This window comes from Pedobacter sp. UYP1 (genome assembly GCF_040547305.1).
Taxonomy (GTDB): domain Bacteria; phylum Bacteroidota; class Bacteroidia; order Sphingobacteriales; family Sphingobacteriaceae; genus Pedobacter.
This window is the reverse complement of sequence record NZ_JBEPPL010000021.1, coordinates 35809-50973: the sequence shown is the minus strand read 5'-3', so window position 1 is coordinate 50973 and position 15165 is coordinate 35809. Positions and strand designations below refer to the sequence as shown.

Here is a 15165-nt window from a genome sequence, read left to right as displayed (position 1 = left end):
CATGTGCAGCAGTACATCAACCGAAATGAACAAAATAGAGTAGCACATGATAGCTTCATCACCATTAAAAAACAATAATAACCCGATGAAACCATCATGTGCAGCAGTACATCAACCGAAATGAACAAAATAGAGTAGCAAATGATAGCTTCATCACCATTAAAAAATAATTATAACCCGATGAAAAAGATAAGAATTATTGAAGCCGGCAATGAATTAGGCTTAGGAGGTACTGAGTACACCATTCAGTTAATCAGTAAATATCTGAATAAAGATAATTTCGAAGTTACAGTTGTTGGAGTAAAAGAAGGAGGGGCCAGGGTAAAACTGATTCAGGAATTAGGTATTAATGTTGTTGTTTTAAATGGGGATCTGAATAAACTAGCCAAACTGCTTCAAGAAGCTGATGTGTTTCATTGGCATGGAGACGGTTCTTTGAATCCAGAACTCTTTGCGGTGGTAAAAGCAAACAAACCAAAGCTAGTGCTGATGACCAATATCTTTGGATTATATAATCATTCCAGGTTCTATGAACTTATAGATTATGATTTATTTGTATCAAAAATGATTCTGGTCCGCCGGATGCTTACCGATCGTGATCTGGAAGATGATTTCGCCTCCAAAAGAAAAGTATTATCAAATCCGGTTGATGTTAACCATATTAACAGCCTTCTGCCAACAAATAGCGAGTTGAAAGCATTTAAACAGCAAAACAACTTGCAGAACTCCTTCATTGTTGGAAGGGTGGGGCGCTCAGATAACGCCAAGTTTGACCTGATTACGTTGGACGGATTCGCAGAATTTGTAAAAAGAGCAGCGCATGCAAAGTTTCTGTTAGTTGGAGCTACACCAGAAATCCTTGGACATGCAAAAGGCCTGAATATATTGGACAAAATAATTGTTTTTGATACGACATTGGATTTAAAGCAGCTATTGATGTATTACAGCGCTATGGATATATTTCTTGCTGCAAGCAAAATTGGAGAAAGCTTTGGGATGGTCATCGCAGAAGCAATGGCTGTTGGTATTCCAGTTGTGACTATCAGTACTTTAGATAGGGATAATGCACAAATTGAGTTGGTCGATAATGGGCAGACGGGGTTTGTGGTATCGCGCGACAAAGAAAAAATTGCAGATGTTCTTTTCTTCTTATATGAAGATGAAAAAATAAGGGAAATACTATCTGAGTCTGCAAAACGTAAGGTGTCAAAAGAATATAAAGCCGACAAAATTGTCAAGAGCCTTGAAAATCTGATATATAGTCATCTTTATAGTTCTATCGATATTAATAATAAATCACTGGTGAAGAATTATACACAAGAAACTGTAAATGACTATATAAACAGATGTTCTGATCTATGGGAGCCAGAGATCAAACGCAATCTCTGACAGGTTGTTAATCTTTAGATTTATCCGGCTTGATGTTCAATAGCTGACTTCCTCCATTCCAGATCAACTTTAAAACAAAAGGCACATTGGAATGAATCTTGATTTTTGGTTTATCGGTAGAATGCTTTCTTGCAGCACACCAAAAATCAAGCAGGCCATTCTTTTTAAACGGGTATTTTTTTATACCAAATTCATCCGTCAACCTTACATCCCAGACAATCGTGTTTTCTGGTACGTCAGGCCTGAGGCCAAATACGTATTCAAAAAGCACTGAAATAGGGACTAAACCTGTCCACCCAACCAGGTTTTCATGGTCATTACCTTTAACTTTATCAGGTGCATAGTTTTCCCAAAGGATTCCAGTCTGGTTGAATACCTTTACTACATTGTCTAAATGGTTCATTGCTATCACATAGGCAAGCGAATCCTGTTTGTATCTCGTGAGCCCACGCAACACCATGTATGACGTAGGTGCCCAGACTCCACCGCGCCAATATCCCCCATCAGGATTAAAGGCAGGATTATCTGCCGAAAGCGTAGGTACACGATGTAAACGTGCAAATTCTTCAGGATTTTCAAGGTGATTTATAAATGCCCCTATTTTGGCCTTTGGCACTACTTCTGCCAGTAAAGCCCAATAAGCAGCTATACTTTTTACATTAGAAAGCTTACCGTCCCGGTAGCGGTCATAAAAAAAATTGGTCTGATCAGACCACATCTGATGCTGGACATAGGCTGTTAATTGTTCAACTTCGGTTACAATATCTTTCACTTCCTCCTGGCGATTTAATTTTTCGGCCATTGCAATCAGTGTTTTACCAGCGAATATCTCTTGAAGGGTTGTATCTATCCATGACATGAAAGCAGGGCTGAACTGGTTGGAAAATCCATTTGGTATTCTTGGTTGGTTATCCATCCCGCAACCCCAACCAGTAGAAAAATAAGAGCCATCAGGCCATGACCTATTAATTCTAAACCACTGATAATAGGCAAGAAGCGGACTGAAGACGTTTTTTAGCCGTTCTTCGTCATTAAAATTTAGAAAATATTCCCACTCTGCCCAAGGCAGAATATTGGGGCCAGTACTGGAAGCATCAAATTTTTCAAAAAGTTTATCTCCATTTAATTCAGATATCTGACGACAGATATAACCATCCTTTTCCTGTCTGTTATAAAAATTATCTGTACTGGATTGAAAATTAAAGGCATTATGTCCATAGCGACCAAACAAGACCATAAAACTAGTATCCCACATGAAAATGTGATGGTTAAACGCAGGATCAATGTAAGGGGATATAAAATGATTCTCTGACGTGACTCCATGCAGATTTGAAAATGCTATTTTCCAGGTTTTCCAGTAGCAACGGATTACATCCTGTCTTTTAGGCCACAATGGTTCTGGTAACTTTGTTTTGCTGCTTTCAAATTGTGGCGGTAACCTTTGATCAGCTTTTTTTTTCAGGAAGACGTTTTGCGTTACTAATGGATTTGAGACAGCAGTATTTACGTAATTCTGAGCATTAGTTATTTCAGAGAGTAATAATAAGCTTAAAGTAAACAACAATGTATTTACAGATTTCATAAGAATAAGAGTTAGCTGAGTTTTTTCAAAGTAACTAAACTGAACCTTATGAACTGTCCTTAGCAGTCTTACAAACGCCTACTTATAAAATCTCAATTCCTTTTTCTTCTAATTCATCAAAAATTATCGAATTGATGGTGCTCTTCGTGTTTTCAGCCATGGAGATATCTTTACACCAGAAATAAACCTTAATCGTACTGCTAACCTTATTTTTAGGGACAATGATCACCTTAGGTTCTTTACCCGTAAAAATATTATCACTCGAAGCGACTACATCTTTAATCAGGTCAATTACTTCCTCTCTTTGGAAAGGATTACTCACTGAGAACTCGATCACCACACGCATCTGATTATTAGTCAGCGTCCAGTTGATAATATTATTAGATAAAATAGCCCCGTTCGGAATGATAATTTCCGCACCATCGTCAGTCAATAAAGTACTTGCACGTATCCCTATCTCTTTAACTCTGCCTTTTTTATCGCTGATTTCTACCACATCACCAATACGAACCGTTTTATCAAAAATCAGGATAATACCAGAAACGAAATTACTGACAATATTCTGAAGTCCTAAACCAATACCTACGCCCAAAGCACCCAGTACAACGGTAATCTTATCAATCGGCAACCCGGAGGCCGCTACAGCGATTAAAAAGCCGCCTATAAGCAAGACTAGTTTGGTTACTATCAATTTAGAACGCTCTCCTTTGTTATCATCCAGGGAATCATCACCAGTATCTCCAAAAAAGTAAGCAATGTATTTCTGCAGGAAGTTGGCGACCCAAATGATCATCATGAACAAGACGATACCCCAAAAGGTGAATACAAGGGTTCCAATTTTGCGTTTTTCGGTTAATACAGCCACTAAAGTGGTATATAAACCATCAAATACATTCAGGTTGACCAATAATAAAATCAACCAGATCAAAAATACGCCGATACCTAATAAACCACGCAAACTTTTTACTACAGGCTCCCAATCAAAATGCTCCGGATAATTCTTCTTGATTCTGCTCGTTTTGATCTGTAATAGAAAAGCCTCAGTAATCACTCCTGCAAGGATAATCAAGGAGATTGCGTGTAGTAATGAACTTACAGCACTACTGTAAAAAATCTGGGTTAAAGTAAAGCGGCCAAACAAATTACAGATAATGGCCAGGAAATTAAAGATGATGTAAATGATACCAACACTCTTCAATAGCCTGTATTTTATAGCTTTCTCTTTTAAAATTTTATAGCTATACAACCCAAAAACAAGGGAGGCAATACCGAATATCAATAATAGCCAGCGTTGATAACGCGCAGGCATTCCCAAAGAACGCAGGATAATCGGGAAAATAAGTAACAGTACAAAAATACACCACTTGTAGAAAATTTCTCTAGGTAGTCTTTTAAAAAGCAGCGCAGTAATGCTCAATGCTAATAAAACATGAATTGACTCTATATAAAGCGCAGGAGCCAGTAAGTCAAAAACAGGCGCCAGCGTTAAGATGAAGATCAGCGTGATCAGGTAAGGTTTTTGCCTGATGAAAGTGAAGTTCAAATCTTTAACCGACTCTAATCTACCTCTCTGCTTCAGGCTCTTAAAATTGAAATATACCCAGAAGAAAAAAGCAACTCCAAGTACCAGTAACAAAAATCTGCTGCCCCGCGTATACTCGAAATAATAACCTGAAATTTGCTGTTCGCTTTTTATAAATCTCTGGAAGTCGGTTCTTTTGTTCGCTTTTTGATCTACCGATTCCCATAAATACCTTCTTTCCTTACTAAAAGCTTTAATACTTACAGAATTTAGTTGGTTATCAGCTGTGTACTTTAATTCTCTGACCGTAATGATATTAGCAGAGGTACGTGCCTGAAGGTTGTTGATCAAACTGGTATTGGATTTAATCAGGCTATCCATCACAATACGTTTCTTGCCCAACTCTACAAATTCAGCCTTAAACATCCGCTTTAAGGAATCTGTTTTGAAGATTTTCATCAGTACAGAATCCTTGCGCAAGGTTAGAATCTGGGTTTTAAGCCCATTTAATTCTTTCTCATAACGCTGAAGGTCATCCATGCAGCCTAAATTGTTGGTCTCCAACTCATCCAGCAAGGTCTGATACATTTGCAGATTCTGCACATTCAGTGTCCGGTCACTTTGTGACAAACGTTTTTTCAATAGGCCGATTGCTGCCTCGTCCTTCGTTAAATGCATCGCAATAGGCTTCAGCAAATAAAAAGAAGAAGTAGTGACCTGTACCTGGTTGATCGTTTCAAACACTTTACCTAACCTGAGCAGATAATCACTCTTGTTGAGTACCGTCGAATCATTCAGATAAGAAAGATCATTACTTGCTTTAACAGCTTTCTTTTGCTGCGCCAAAAGCCCCGTACTATTTAAAAGTAATACGATAAACAGGATCAGCAATGCCGGGCGCTGAGCAATTGAAAAATGACTGTTGAACTTCATGTACCTCTCGGGCCTTAAATTGTTTTTTCGTAAATTCTGTATTTTTTATAAGGATCTCCCTTAATTGCTTTGATCGCATTGTTCACTAAATCATTGTGTTCTAGTGTCCATGATGCCTCTGCGTACTTTAATCCTTTAGCTTTATAAGCTTTAATGATATTTCCATATAAACAAGCTTCGATTCCCATTTTACGGTAACCCTCTACCACGCCCAGCAATAAAATCCTGATTCCAGAAACCTTTTTCTTATTCAGCAGCAGTTTAAAAATACCTGTAGGGAATAATCTTCCTCTTTTAATTTTGATCAGGATTTCATTGATATCTGGTATAGCTACACCAAAACCAACAATCTTTCCTTCCTGTTCAGCAACAAGACAAAAATCAGGATCTAAAATCATCTTAAGATCTTTGGCCTGGTAATCATATTCTTCATCATTCAACGGCACAAAACCCATGTTTTTGTCCCATGCTTTGTTGTATACTTCGCGAAGGTTTTCTGCTTCCTCCTTGAATTTTTTCATGTTGATTTTACGGATAGTAATATTGCTTCGTAATAATCTTGACTGCAATTTATCCATTAATTGTACAGAACGATCATCATAAGCATCACCGTCCCACTTCCAGGCAATCAGATCTACCTGTTTTGCAAGGCCATTTTGTTCCAGTAACGCAGGATAGTAAGACGCATTATAAGGCATCATCACTACTGGGCGGGAATCAAAACCTTGTATCAGTAAACCGCAAGGTTCATTGGTAGAGAAATTAACAGGGCCGATCATTTTAGTCAAACCTTTCGCTTTTAACCATTTTTCAGCTTCCTGAAACAATAAAGACGCACTCTCCGCATCATTGATACAATCGAAAAAACCAAAGAAACCATCATTGGAATTGTTTGCAATATTGTGGTTGTTATTTTGAATTGCGGCAATACGACCAATTACCTGATCTCCATCATACAGCAAAAAAGTCTGCAGCGAAGAATGCTTATGAAAAGGGTGGGTCGTTAATAAGTCTTTTTGAGCAATAAATAATTCCGGAACATAGTACGGATCATTTTTGTAGAGCTCATGAGGAAAATCAATAAATGTTTTAAGTTCTTTTTTTGATTTTACCGCAATTATTTTTTTCATATGAATAATTTGATTGGAGAGGTTGATACCTGTTTGTAAGCCGATTTTATATTTCGGTCTTCAAATATATTCAAATGCATAATAGATTGTATGATTCGTTGGCATTTTGCCGCCATCATTCTCCCCAGGCTGTTAACAGGATTGCTCTGGATCCCCCATAATTCCGGTGTTCACAAAGATAAATTCCTTGCCATGTACCCAGTGCTAAACGCCCATTACGAATCGGAATCATCAAAGATGTATCCAGTAAAGCAGTTTTTAGGTGGGCAGGCATATCATCAGAGCCTTCCTCATCATGCAGATAATCCGGATCATTTTCTGGAACAGCTTTATTGAAAAATATTTCGAAATCATGGCGTACTGTCGGGTCAGCATTCTCATTAATCGTTAGCGACGCAGACGTATGTTGAATAAAAACCTGGCAAATACCGGTTTTTAGCGTACTGATTTCTGGAAACGCCTGAAGAATATCAGAAGTAATCAAGTGAAAACCTCTTTTTCTTTCTCTGAGAAGGATCGAATGCTGATAGAATTTCATTTTTTTTATTTAGAGTTCTTTCATCATCAACGATATTTCTGCTGTAATCATATAATCAGGTTAACAAAAAAAGGGGCAACCATTTGGATGCCCCTTTTTTTAATTGAATATTAGCTATTAGTAGTTAATCGTATAACTTACATTGTAAGTACGACCTCTGCCTAAGTAATAATAAGTTTGAGGAACCCCCAATGTGCTGTAAAGAACCTGGGCACGTTTGCTCCAGATAGTTTGATACGCTTTGTTTAATAAGTTTTGTACACCAAATGATAGCGTTCCAAGAGGTAACTTAACGTGACCTAACAGATCTATTGTTGTATATCCTTTCAATTCGTTGTTCACATTGTCTTTCAAATCGAAAGAACGGAAACCTTGCGCTTTAAATCCTATTGACTTATTGCTCCATCCAATAAATGCAGTTGCTTTTGATGGACTTGCATTGCTGATATCCTGTAATTTCCACGAGTCATCTGCTTTGAACTGAGATTTGATATATAAACCATTTCCACCAATTTCAAAACCACTTGGTAAGGTCGCTGAAATAGACGCTTCAGCACCGAAATTACGTTGCTTACGATCAATTACTTCAACAGCGAAGTTGGCTGTATTTGTTTTCATGTCTTTATCAGACCACGAATAAAAAGCAGCAACCTGTGCATTCAGTACTTTACCACGGTGACGCCATCCTGTTTCTAACTGGTTAGTTTTTAATCCCGTAAGCGGAGAAGTAGTTACACTGCTTCCTTTCACTAAATCCCAGTTTGCACCATTCAGCGCATAAGTACCCTGGCCATAATATTTAGCTGGGTCAGCCAGGTTAAAACCTTGTGCAAAGTTAACCCAAACCTGCTCAGGTGCAGAGATTTTGTAAACCAAACCACCATTTAACAAGTTCACGTCATAGTTACTTTTACCGCCAGGAATAGTAGCCGCAGTTTTACCCAGGCCAAAAATAATAGGCACTTGTGCATTAATTCCAACGAAATCAGCAACTTTCACGTACATTCTTTGCTGTCTCACACCACCTGATAAACTCAGTTTGCTTGTCAGATTCCATTGTGCCTGCATAAAACCAGAAAGACTATTGATGTCAACACCAGGATAACGACGTACTGTTGCAATTCCATTGTTGATCATTCCGCCGCTTGAAGCAGCAAGTGCTCTGTCAAATACAGTTTGATTACCAATGAAGTTTTCATTATCACCATCCACACCATAAGTTAAATTAAAAGCTGACCATTGTTTAGCCAGTACTAATTTCACCGCACTGTACCTGGTCGTTTGAACTGTAGACCCTGAATAAATAAGACGGCCCCCTGGTATTGCCGGGTTAATCACCTGACCAGGGAAAGGGTGGAAGCTGAATTTTTCATTTCTGCTTGATCCCTGGATATATAAATCCTGACCACCTAAAATATCAGCTGCATGGTAATCAGCATTAATCGATGCGCGGGATGTTTGTGGCTTTACAGAAGATGAAAAACCATTTCTCATTTCTAAAAGTTCTGGTTTAGCTAATAAACCTGCATAATTGGCACCTAGAAAAAGATCTTTATTACCTACATAACCAGAATTGTAATATTGTGCATTTACTTTCAAAGTTTGTTTAGCAGTCAACTTAAATTCTGTATTTGCGAAAATATCAAAAGATTGGTTGTACTGTAGATCTGTTTGTGTGATATCTGTAAAGATCTGTTTGTTATTTGCATCAAAAGCAGCATTGTTTTTCTGATAAGCAATACCAATTCTGCCTTTAAAGTTCTCACTGCCACCAGAAATAGACTGTGCAAAACGCACATCATGATCAGCATTTTGTTTTAAACCGCTGCGGATACCAGCTTCAGTCGTGAAAGCAGGAGGTCCGGCCTGTCCTTTTTTAGTGATAATATTGATAATTCCACCCGTCGCACCGCCACCATAAATTGAGCTTGCACCAGAAAGTACTTCAATGCGTTCAATGTTGAAAGGATCAACCGAATCAAACTGTCTGCTCACCGATCTGGTACTGTTTAAAGAAACCCCGTCAATCATCACCAGGACATTTCTGCCTCTTAAGTTCTGACCGAAGTTTGTACGGCCTTCAGGACCAGCATCCAAACCAGGTATCAATCTGGCTAAGGCTTCTTTTAAGCTAACACCACCTTTAATTTGCTCCTGTAACCGCTGATTGTCAATGATCCAGACTGTTCCAGGGATCTCACTAACCTTACTCGGTTTACGGGAAGAAACTACCACAACTTCATCCATAGTATTGCTTGGATCAAGTGCCAGTTCCAGGTTCAACTGCTGATCTTTAACTAAAGTTACTTTTCTAACTGTTTGGTTGTAACCAATATAACTCACAATCAGATTATAAGTACCTGGCTCAAGTTTTAATTCAAAATGTCCTTCCTTGTCAGTACTGGTTTCCAGCTTTTTGCCCTCAATTTTGACATTTGCACCGCTAAGCGGTTCGGTATTGTTACTGATAATTCCGCTTACCGTTTGCGCATTTGCGCCCGCAGTAAAAGCAATCATCAATATTAAAATTAAGTATAGATTTTTTCTCATGTGTTTGGTTTTTTGATTTTTACACCGCAAAGCAATGATTTATTTGGATTAATTCCAAATAATGCGTTATTTTTATATTTTTGATCAAATATTAAGAATGAACTTGAAGAAGATTGCGCGTCTCGCACACAGATGGCTGGGTTTAACCTCTGGATTAGTAGTGTTTATTGTGAGTGTAACAGGTTGTCTGTACGCTTTTCAAGATGAAATAAGAGATGCTACAGAACCCTGGCGTAAAGTCGAAGTGCAAAATAGGGCAGTGCTCTTACCATCCAAACTAAGTGCAATCGCAAAAAAAGTTCATCCTGAGCTTCAGGTCGGCAGAATTGTGTACGTCAGTAAAGACAGGGCGGCAGTAATTTTCTTAACAGGTAAAGGGCAATTCTACACCGTTCACATTAACCCGTATTCTGGTATGGTTCTCCATGATCAGAATCTGCGCAAAGACTTCTTTACAATTGTCCAGTTTATCCATATCTACCTCTTGTTGCCCGGACCAATCGGGAAAATGGTTGTTGGCGTATCCGTGTTTATATTTTTAGGGATGCTCATTACCGGAGTTTTCATCTGGTGGCCTAAACGAAAAACACAAGTTAAGCGGTCTTTAACCATTAAATTTAATGGAAAATGGCGCCGTGTAAATTACGATCTGCATAGCGTTTTAGGAATTTATACTTGCTTAATAGCTTTTGTTCTGGCTTTTACAGGGCTTTCAATCAGTTACGACTGGCTGAAAAAAGGGGTGAAGAACACAATTAACCTGGGCAATGCCTATGCGCTGGAAGAAAAAATTCCGGTGGTGAAAGTAACCAAACTACTGGATTCAAATAAATTACTTGATGTTACCTTTCTGGAAAGCGTAAAACGATCTCCCCAGTCAGACATGTTCCTGATTGCCCCTCTTGCAAAAGGTTCGGCAACGCTTGACATCACTGTTTATGAAAAAGCACTATTCTATTACAAAAGTGACCGCTATTACTTCAATGCCAATACTGGTGCTTTAGTTAAAGAACTGGCCCACCGGGATAAAAGTAATGGGCTAAAGTTAAATGAAATGTCTTACGACCTGCACACCGGACAAATACTAGGCACAACAGGTAAAATCATTGCCTTTATGTCCAGCTTTATCTGCGCCAGCTTACCCTTAACCGGTTTTCTCTTCTGGAGAGGGAAGCGCAAAGACAAACGAAAAGCACGCACTAACCAAGCTTAAAAAATCTAATTTTCATTTTATCGTTTTAGTGGAGAAATTACCGCATGGAACTCCTGTGTTAAAAAATTATTAACTCAACTATTAAAATTTAATATTAAAATTCAGCTGATATACAGCTTTTTAAGCCATTATTGGTAATTAGTCTAAATATAATTTGTAATTGTTCTAAATAAAATCTTACTTAGCGAAGAAATTTAAACCGTAATGAAGAAGAGGATTTTACACCTTGTTTTCGCTCTTGTTGGTTCCACTTCCGCTAATTTAAATACGCACCGGACTTCACGTTTGTGCACCATAACAAACACGCTTATTATTAACCCCTATTATATATAAAACCGTGAATAACTAAGACCGATATGCTATCAATCAACCTACAAGAAGAACAGTTAACTACACTATTTGAAAATAATCCTCAAAGGGACATTTTCCATCACGACAATCAAGAAGAATATCTGGATGCCATAGGTAAAGTAACCCTTGCCGTAAAGCGTTTCCTGGATAACAATAAAAAGCCATTCAGCGGAGTGACTCCAGCAGAATTACGTCCATTATTTGCAAAAGTGAATTTTGACACTCCCTTAGCAGATTACGATACACTTTTGGATGAAGTTGAGAGTTTGTATACCAACCACGCTGTCGCCTTTCACCATCCCGAATATATTGCACATTTAAACTGTCCGCTGGTAATCCCTGCGATTGCAGCAGAAGTTATGATCTCTTCTATCAATTCATCTTTAGACACCTGGGATCAAAGCGCTGGCGGAACATTAATGGAACAAAAGCTAATTGAATGGACTTGTAAAGAAATCGGTTTCGGTGACCTGTCAGATGGAATCTTTACCAGTGGTGGTACCCAAAGTAACCTGATGGGTTTACTGCTTGCCAGAGATCATTATGCCTTTAAACTCTTGAATCACAATATTAAACAAGATGGTTTGCCAGCTGAAGCCTCACGCTTCAGGATCTTTGTTTCAGAGATGGCCCACTTCAGCATTCAGAAAAATGCTTCTTTATTGGGACTGGGTGAAAAAGCCGTGGTGAAAATTAAAACCGACCGTAGCTTCAGAATGAACTCTGTACTGCTTGAAGACGCAATTAAACAAGAGATTGCCCTTGGAAATATCCCAATTGCGATTGTAGGAACAGCAGGCACAACCGATTTCGGAAATATCGACCCTTTGCAAGAAATAGGCCGTTTAAGTACTAAATATGACTTATGGTTTCATGTAGACGCAGCTTATGGCTGTGGTTTGCTGTTGACCAATAAATCGCGCAGGCTGATTAATGGAATCGAACTAGCACATTCAGTAACGGTAGATTATCATAAATCATTCTTTCAGCCAGTAAGCAGCGGAGCTTTCCTGATTAAAGACAAAAAGTTTTTCGGTCTGATCACGCACCATGCTGATTATCTGAACCCTAAAGATCACGACCATGACGGTTTACCTAATCAAGTTAATAAATCTATTCAAACTACCCGTCGTTTCGACGCCTTAAAACTCTGGTTTACCCTGAGAATGATGGGGAAAGAGAAATTGGGCGGATACTTTGAGACGATTATTCATACCGCTGCCCAAATTGCTGCTATGCTGCAAGCAGATCCAGCATTTGAATTGATGAATGAATCTGATATCAGTGCGCTTGTTTTCCGCTACAACCCGAGAGATGGAAAAGCAGACCTGTGTGCAATGAACCAATTCATCAAAAAAAGTATGTTCAATGGGGGAGAAGCACTCGTTGCAGGCACTAAAATCAACAAACAATTCTACCTCAAATTTACATTGCTTAACCCGCTAACTACAATTGACCACGTTAAAAACATCTTCAACATCATCAAACAACATGGAAACGAATACCTACAGTTTAATAAAACTACAACAGAATTCTGGAGAAATTAACTTCAATTCTCTCTTAAACAGCTATTGCAGGGAGTTTAGTAATTGGAGCCGCTACCAGGGAATTCCCAAATATGACCAGCCACTGGCTGACTATTTGAAACTGAAAGAACATCAATTACACTTACGTTTCGATTTTTCTGAGTTTGGATTTGAAGTATTCGCGCCCTTAAAATACTATGCAGAAAGTGGAAGACATGTATTTCACTTCCCTGTAATTTCACGCGAACTGGTTACTGATGAAATCAAACCAATAGATGCCTTGCGCTTTATGGAGCTGATTATCCTATTTGCAAGTGCAGAATTCCCGGAAATTAATGCAGAACTGGTGAAATCGCGTTTATTGAACAGTATTGATAACCTAACAAAGTACCAGGAATATTTCAACCGTACCGGGAAACTAGTTAACCGGGTGAAAATGAACTTCATTGAAACAGAACAATCTTTAGCATTAGGACATAATTCGCATCCGCTGACTAAAGGGAGAATGGGTTTCAAAAGCGAGGAAGAACTATTGCAATATTCTCCAGAAACTGCCGGCCAGTTCCAATTAGCTTATTTCTTGATCGCACCTGATCAGGTAATAGAGAAAAACGCAGAAGGATTTGATATTACTGATACTTTCAAAGCAGAATTGCTGCAAGCAATTCCGGCAGATCATCAGATAAAATCATTAATAGCTCAACATGCAACCTGGAAAGTACTGCCAATGCATCCTTGGGAGGCAGAATATCTGCTGGACCAACCTGAGGTAAAAGCGATGGAAAAAGAAGGTTTGTTATATAGCCTGGGTAACTGGGGTGCTGTATATACCCCAACTTCTTCTGTACGCACTGTATATAACCGCGAAAGTGACTGGATGTATAAATTCTCACTGCATGTAAAAATTACCAACTCCGAACGCGTAAACTTAACCAGAGAATTGCACAGAGGATATGATGTAAGCCGTTTATTAAAAACAGAGCTGGGTAAAGCATTGAAAAAAGAATTTCCAGAGCTTGAATTTATCACTGACCCTGCTTTTTTCTCTGTAACGTATCAGGGGAAATTTATCGATGGCTTTAACACCAGTATCCGCCATAATGTGTTTAAAGATGAAGCTGCAGATAAAAATGTGACCTTATTGGCCGCGCTATGTCAGGATAGCTTATTGGGTGAAAAACCAAGAATGGTCAATGTCATCCAGCACGCTGCAAAACTTAAGAATAAACCCGTCGATCAGGTGGCCATCAATTGGTTCAAACAATACCTGCATATCTGTGTCGGGCCTATTGTTGGGATACTGAACAAATATGGAATGGCTTTTGAATTTCATCAGCAAAATGTACTGGTGGAGCTGGATAGTCAGAATTTTCCGGCCAAACTTTATTTCAGAGATAACCAGGGCTTCTTTTTCAGAGCAGGGAAAACAGAAGAATTATTAAGCTACCTGCCAGATTTAGCCCAGGAAAGCGGATCTATAGTTCCAGAAGCTTTAATCTTTCCAAAATTAACCTATTACCTGCTAATCAATAACCTGCTGGGTATTGTAAATGCTTTAGGCTGCAATGGCCTGGCAGACGAAAGAACGCTGATCGATCTGATTTATCTTGAATTTAAGCAATTTGAAGAATCAGATACTACTGGTTTTGTTGATTATGTAATTAACAGCAGAAGCTGGGAAGTGAAGGGAAACTTGCTGACCAACCTATATAATATAGATGAAGCGAGTGCGCCCATTGATAATCCGGCAATCTACAGGGCCTACCCAAATCCACTAAATAAGTATTTCTTTTGCGATAACCTGATCAAACCAAAAATTGATGAGGTTATTTATAGCAGATATTTTCCTAAAGAAGACATCACAATTTCGCTCCGTTCATTTGACGTAGACCGAGATCTGGAAATGGCACACGATTGGTTTAACCAGGAACATGCCAAGCCAATCTGGAAAATGGATGGGCCAATCAAAGACCTGGAAACTTTTTACCGCACACTCATACCAAGTGATCATTCCCATAGTATTATTGGTGAAATTAATGGTGAACCTACTTTTACCATCGAGCCCTACTGGCCAATGCGTGATACCGTAGGTGCTTATTATGAAGCTTTAGCCACAGATTACGGAGCACATTTGTTAATTGCGCCGACTGATAAGAATAAAAAATACAGTTTCTGTATCGGACAGATGATTATGGACCTGGTATTTATGAATCCGGTTGTGGGGAAATGTATTGGTGAAGCGGCTGTAGAGTCCAGAGCGATGCACATTTTCGTAACCAGGTTAGGTTTCAAATTCCAGCGTGTTATAAAAATGCCAACTAAAGATGCAAACTTAACTTTTTGCTATCGTGAGTGGTATTGGGAAAAATTCCCCGAAAGTAAAGATGTAGCATTAATGGGCCAGGTGGCCGGAGTATAAATTCTGAGAATA

At 38.7% G+C, this 15165-nt stretch carries 9 protein-coding genes; 4 read left to right on the top strand and 5 right to left on the bottom strand.

Translation table 11 applies throughout. The features are described from left to right. Window positions 1–180 precede the first annotated feature (180 nt). On the top strand, window positions 181–1389 hold the full coding sequence (locus ABIB30_RS25640; RefSeq protein ID WP_354305876.1) for a glycosyltransferase family 4 protein: 1209 nt from the start codon (window positions 181–183) through the stop codon (window positions 1387–1389). A 7-nt stretch (window positions 1390–1396) separates the two neighbouring features. Here ABIB30_RS25640 and ABIB30_RS25635 read toward each other — a convergent pair whose 3' ends face one another. The 5 genes from ABIB30_RS25635 to ABIB30_RS25615 all read right to left on the bottom strand — a co-directional run bounded on the left by ABIB30_RS25635 (window position 1397) and on the right by ABIB30_RS25615 (window position 9644). Next, entirely contained in the window at window positions 1397–2971 is a 1575-nt protein-coding gene (locus ABIB30_RS25635; RefSeq protein ID WP_354305875.1) for an MGH1-like glycoside hydrolase domain-containing protein, read from the bottom strand. A gap of 82 nt (window positions 2972–3053) precedes the next feature. After that, the gene (locus tag ABIB30_RS25630; protein WP_354305874.1) at window positions 3054–5426 is read right to left on the bottom strand and encodes a mechanosensitive ion channel family protein; all 2373 of its coding nucleotides are present in this window, start codon (window positions 5424–5426) and stop codon (window positions 3054–3056) included. Between the two features lie 14 nt (window positions 5427–5440). Next, the gene (locus ABIB30_RS25625; RefSeq protein ID WP_354305873.1) at window positions 5441–6556 is read right to left on the bottom strand and encodes a GNAT family N-acetyltransferase; all 1116 of its coding nucleotides are present in this window, start codon (window positions 6554–6556) and stop codon (window positions 5441–5443) included. Window positions 6557–6671: 115 nt separating this feature from the next. Further along, window positions 6672–7094, bottom strand: a complete 423-nt coding sequence (locus ABIB30_RS25620; RefSeq protein WP_068397018.1) for a secondary thiamine-phosphate synthase enzyme YjbQ — start codon at window positions 7092–7094, stop codon at window positions 6672–6674. A 117-nt stretch (window positions 7095–7211) separates the two neighbouring features. Further along, on the bottom strand, window positions 7212–9644 hold the full coding sequence (locus tag ABIB30_RS25615) for a TonB-dependent receptor (protein WP_354305872.1): 2433 nt from the start codon (window positions 9642–9644) through the stop codon (window positions 7212–7214). Window positions 9645–9741: 97 nt separating this feature from the next. On the opposite strand from ABIB30_RS25615, the gene ABIB30_RS25610 reads away from it, so the two are divergent. The 3 genes from ABIB30_RS25610 to ABIB30_RS25600 all read left to right on the top strand — a co-directional run bounded on the left by ABIB30_RS25610 (window position 9742) and on the right by ABIB30_RS25600 (window position 15153). Next, the gene (locus tag ABIB30_RS25610; RefSeq protein WP_354305871.1) at window positions 9742–10857 is read left to right on the top strand and encodes a PepSY-associated TM helix domain-containing protein; all 1116 of its coding nucleotides are present in this window, start codon (window positions 9742–9744) and stop codon (window positions 10855–10857) included. Window positions 10858–11213: 356 nt separating this feature from the next. Further along, window positions 11214–12755, top strand: a complete 1542-nt coding sequence (locus ABIB30_RS25605) for a pyridoxal phosphate-dependent decarboxylase family protein (RefSeq protein ID WP_354305870.1) — start codon at window positions 11214–11216, stop codon at window positions 12753–12755. Next, the gene (locus tag ABIB30_RS25600; RefSeq protein WP_354305869.1) at window positions 12700–15153 is read left to right on the top strand and encodes a GNAT family N-acetyltransferase; all 2454 of its coding nucleotides are present in this window, start codon (window positions 12700–12702) and stop codon (window positions 15151–15153) included. The genes ABIB30_RS25605 and ABIB30_RS25600 overlap by 56 nt, the downstream gene beginning before the upstream one ends. The last annotated feature ends 12 nt before the right edge of the window (window positions 15154–15165 follow it).

Coding starts and splice junctions, on each gene's coding strand:
- ABIB30_RS25640 (WP_354305876.1), top strand. CDS start 181: ATGAAAAAGATAAGAATTATTGAAGCCGGCAATGAATTAGGCTTAGGA.
- ABIB30_RS25635 (WP_354305875.1), bottom strand. CDS start 2,971: ATGAAATCTGTAAATACATTGTTGTTTACTTTAAGCTTATTATTACTC.
- ABIB30_RS25630 (WP_354305874.1), bottom strand. CDS start 5,426: ATGAAGTTCAACAGTCATTTTTCAATTGCTCAGCGCCCGGCATTGCTG.
- ABIB30_RS25625 (WP_354305873.1), bottom strand. CDS start 6,556: ATGAAAAAAATAATTGCGGTAAAATCAAAAAAAGAACTTAAAACATTT.
- ABIB30_RS25620 (WP_068397018.1), bottom strand. CDS start 7,094: ATGAAATTCTATCAGCATTCGATCCTTCTCAGAGAAAGAAAAAGAGGT.
- ABIB30_RS25615 (WP_354305872.1), bottom strand. CDS start 9,644: ATGAGAAAAAATCTATACTTAATTTTAATATTGATGATTGCTTTTACT.
- ABIB30_RS25610 (WP_354305871.1), top strand. CDS start 9,742: ATGAACTTGAAGAAGATTGCGCGTCTCGCACACAGATGGCTGGGTTTA.
- ABIB30_RS25605 (WP_354305870.1), top strand. CDS start 11,214: ATGCTATCAATCAACCTACAAGAAGAACAGTTAACTACACTATTTGAA.
- ABIB30_RS25600 (WP_354305869.1), top strand. CDS start 12,700: ATGGAAACGAATACCTACAGTTTAATAAAACTACAACAGAATTCTGGA.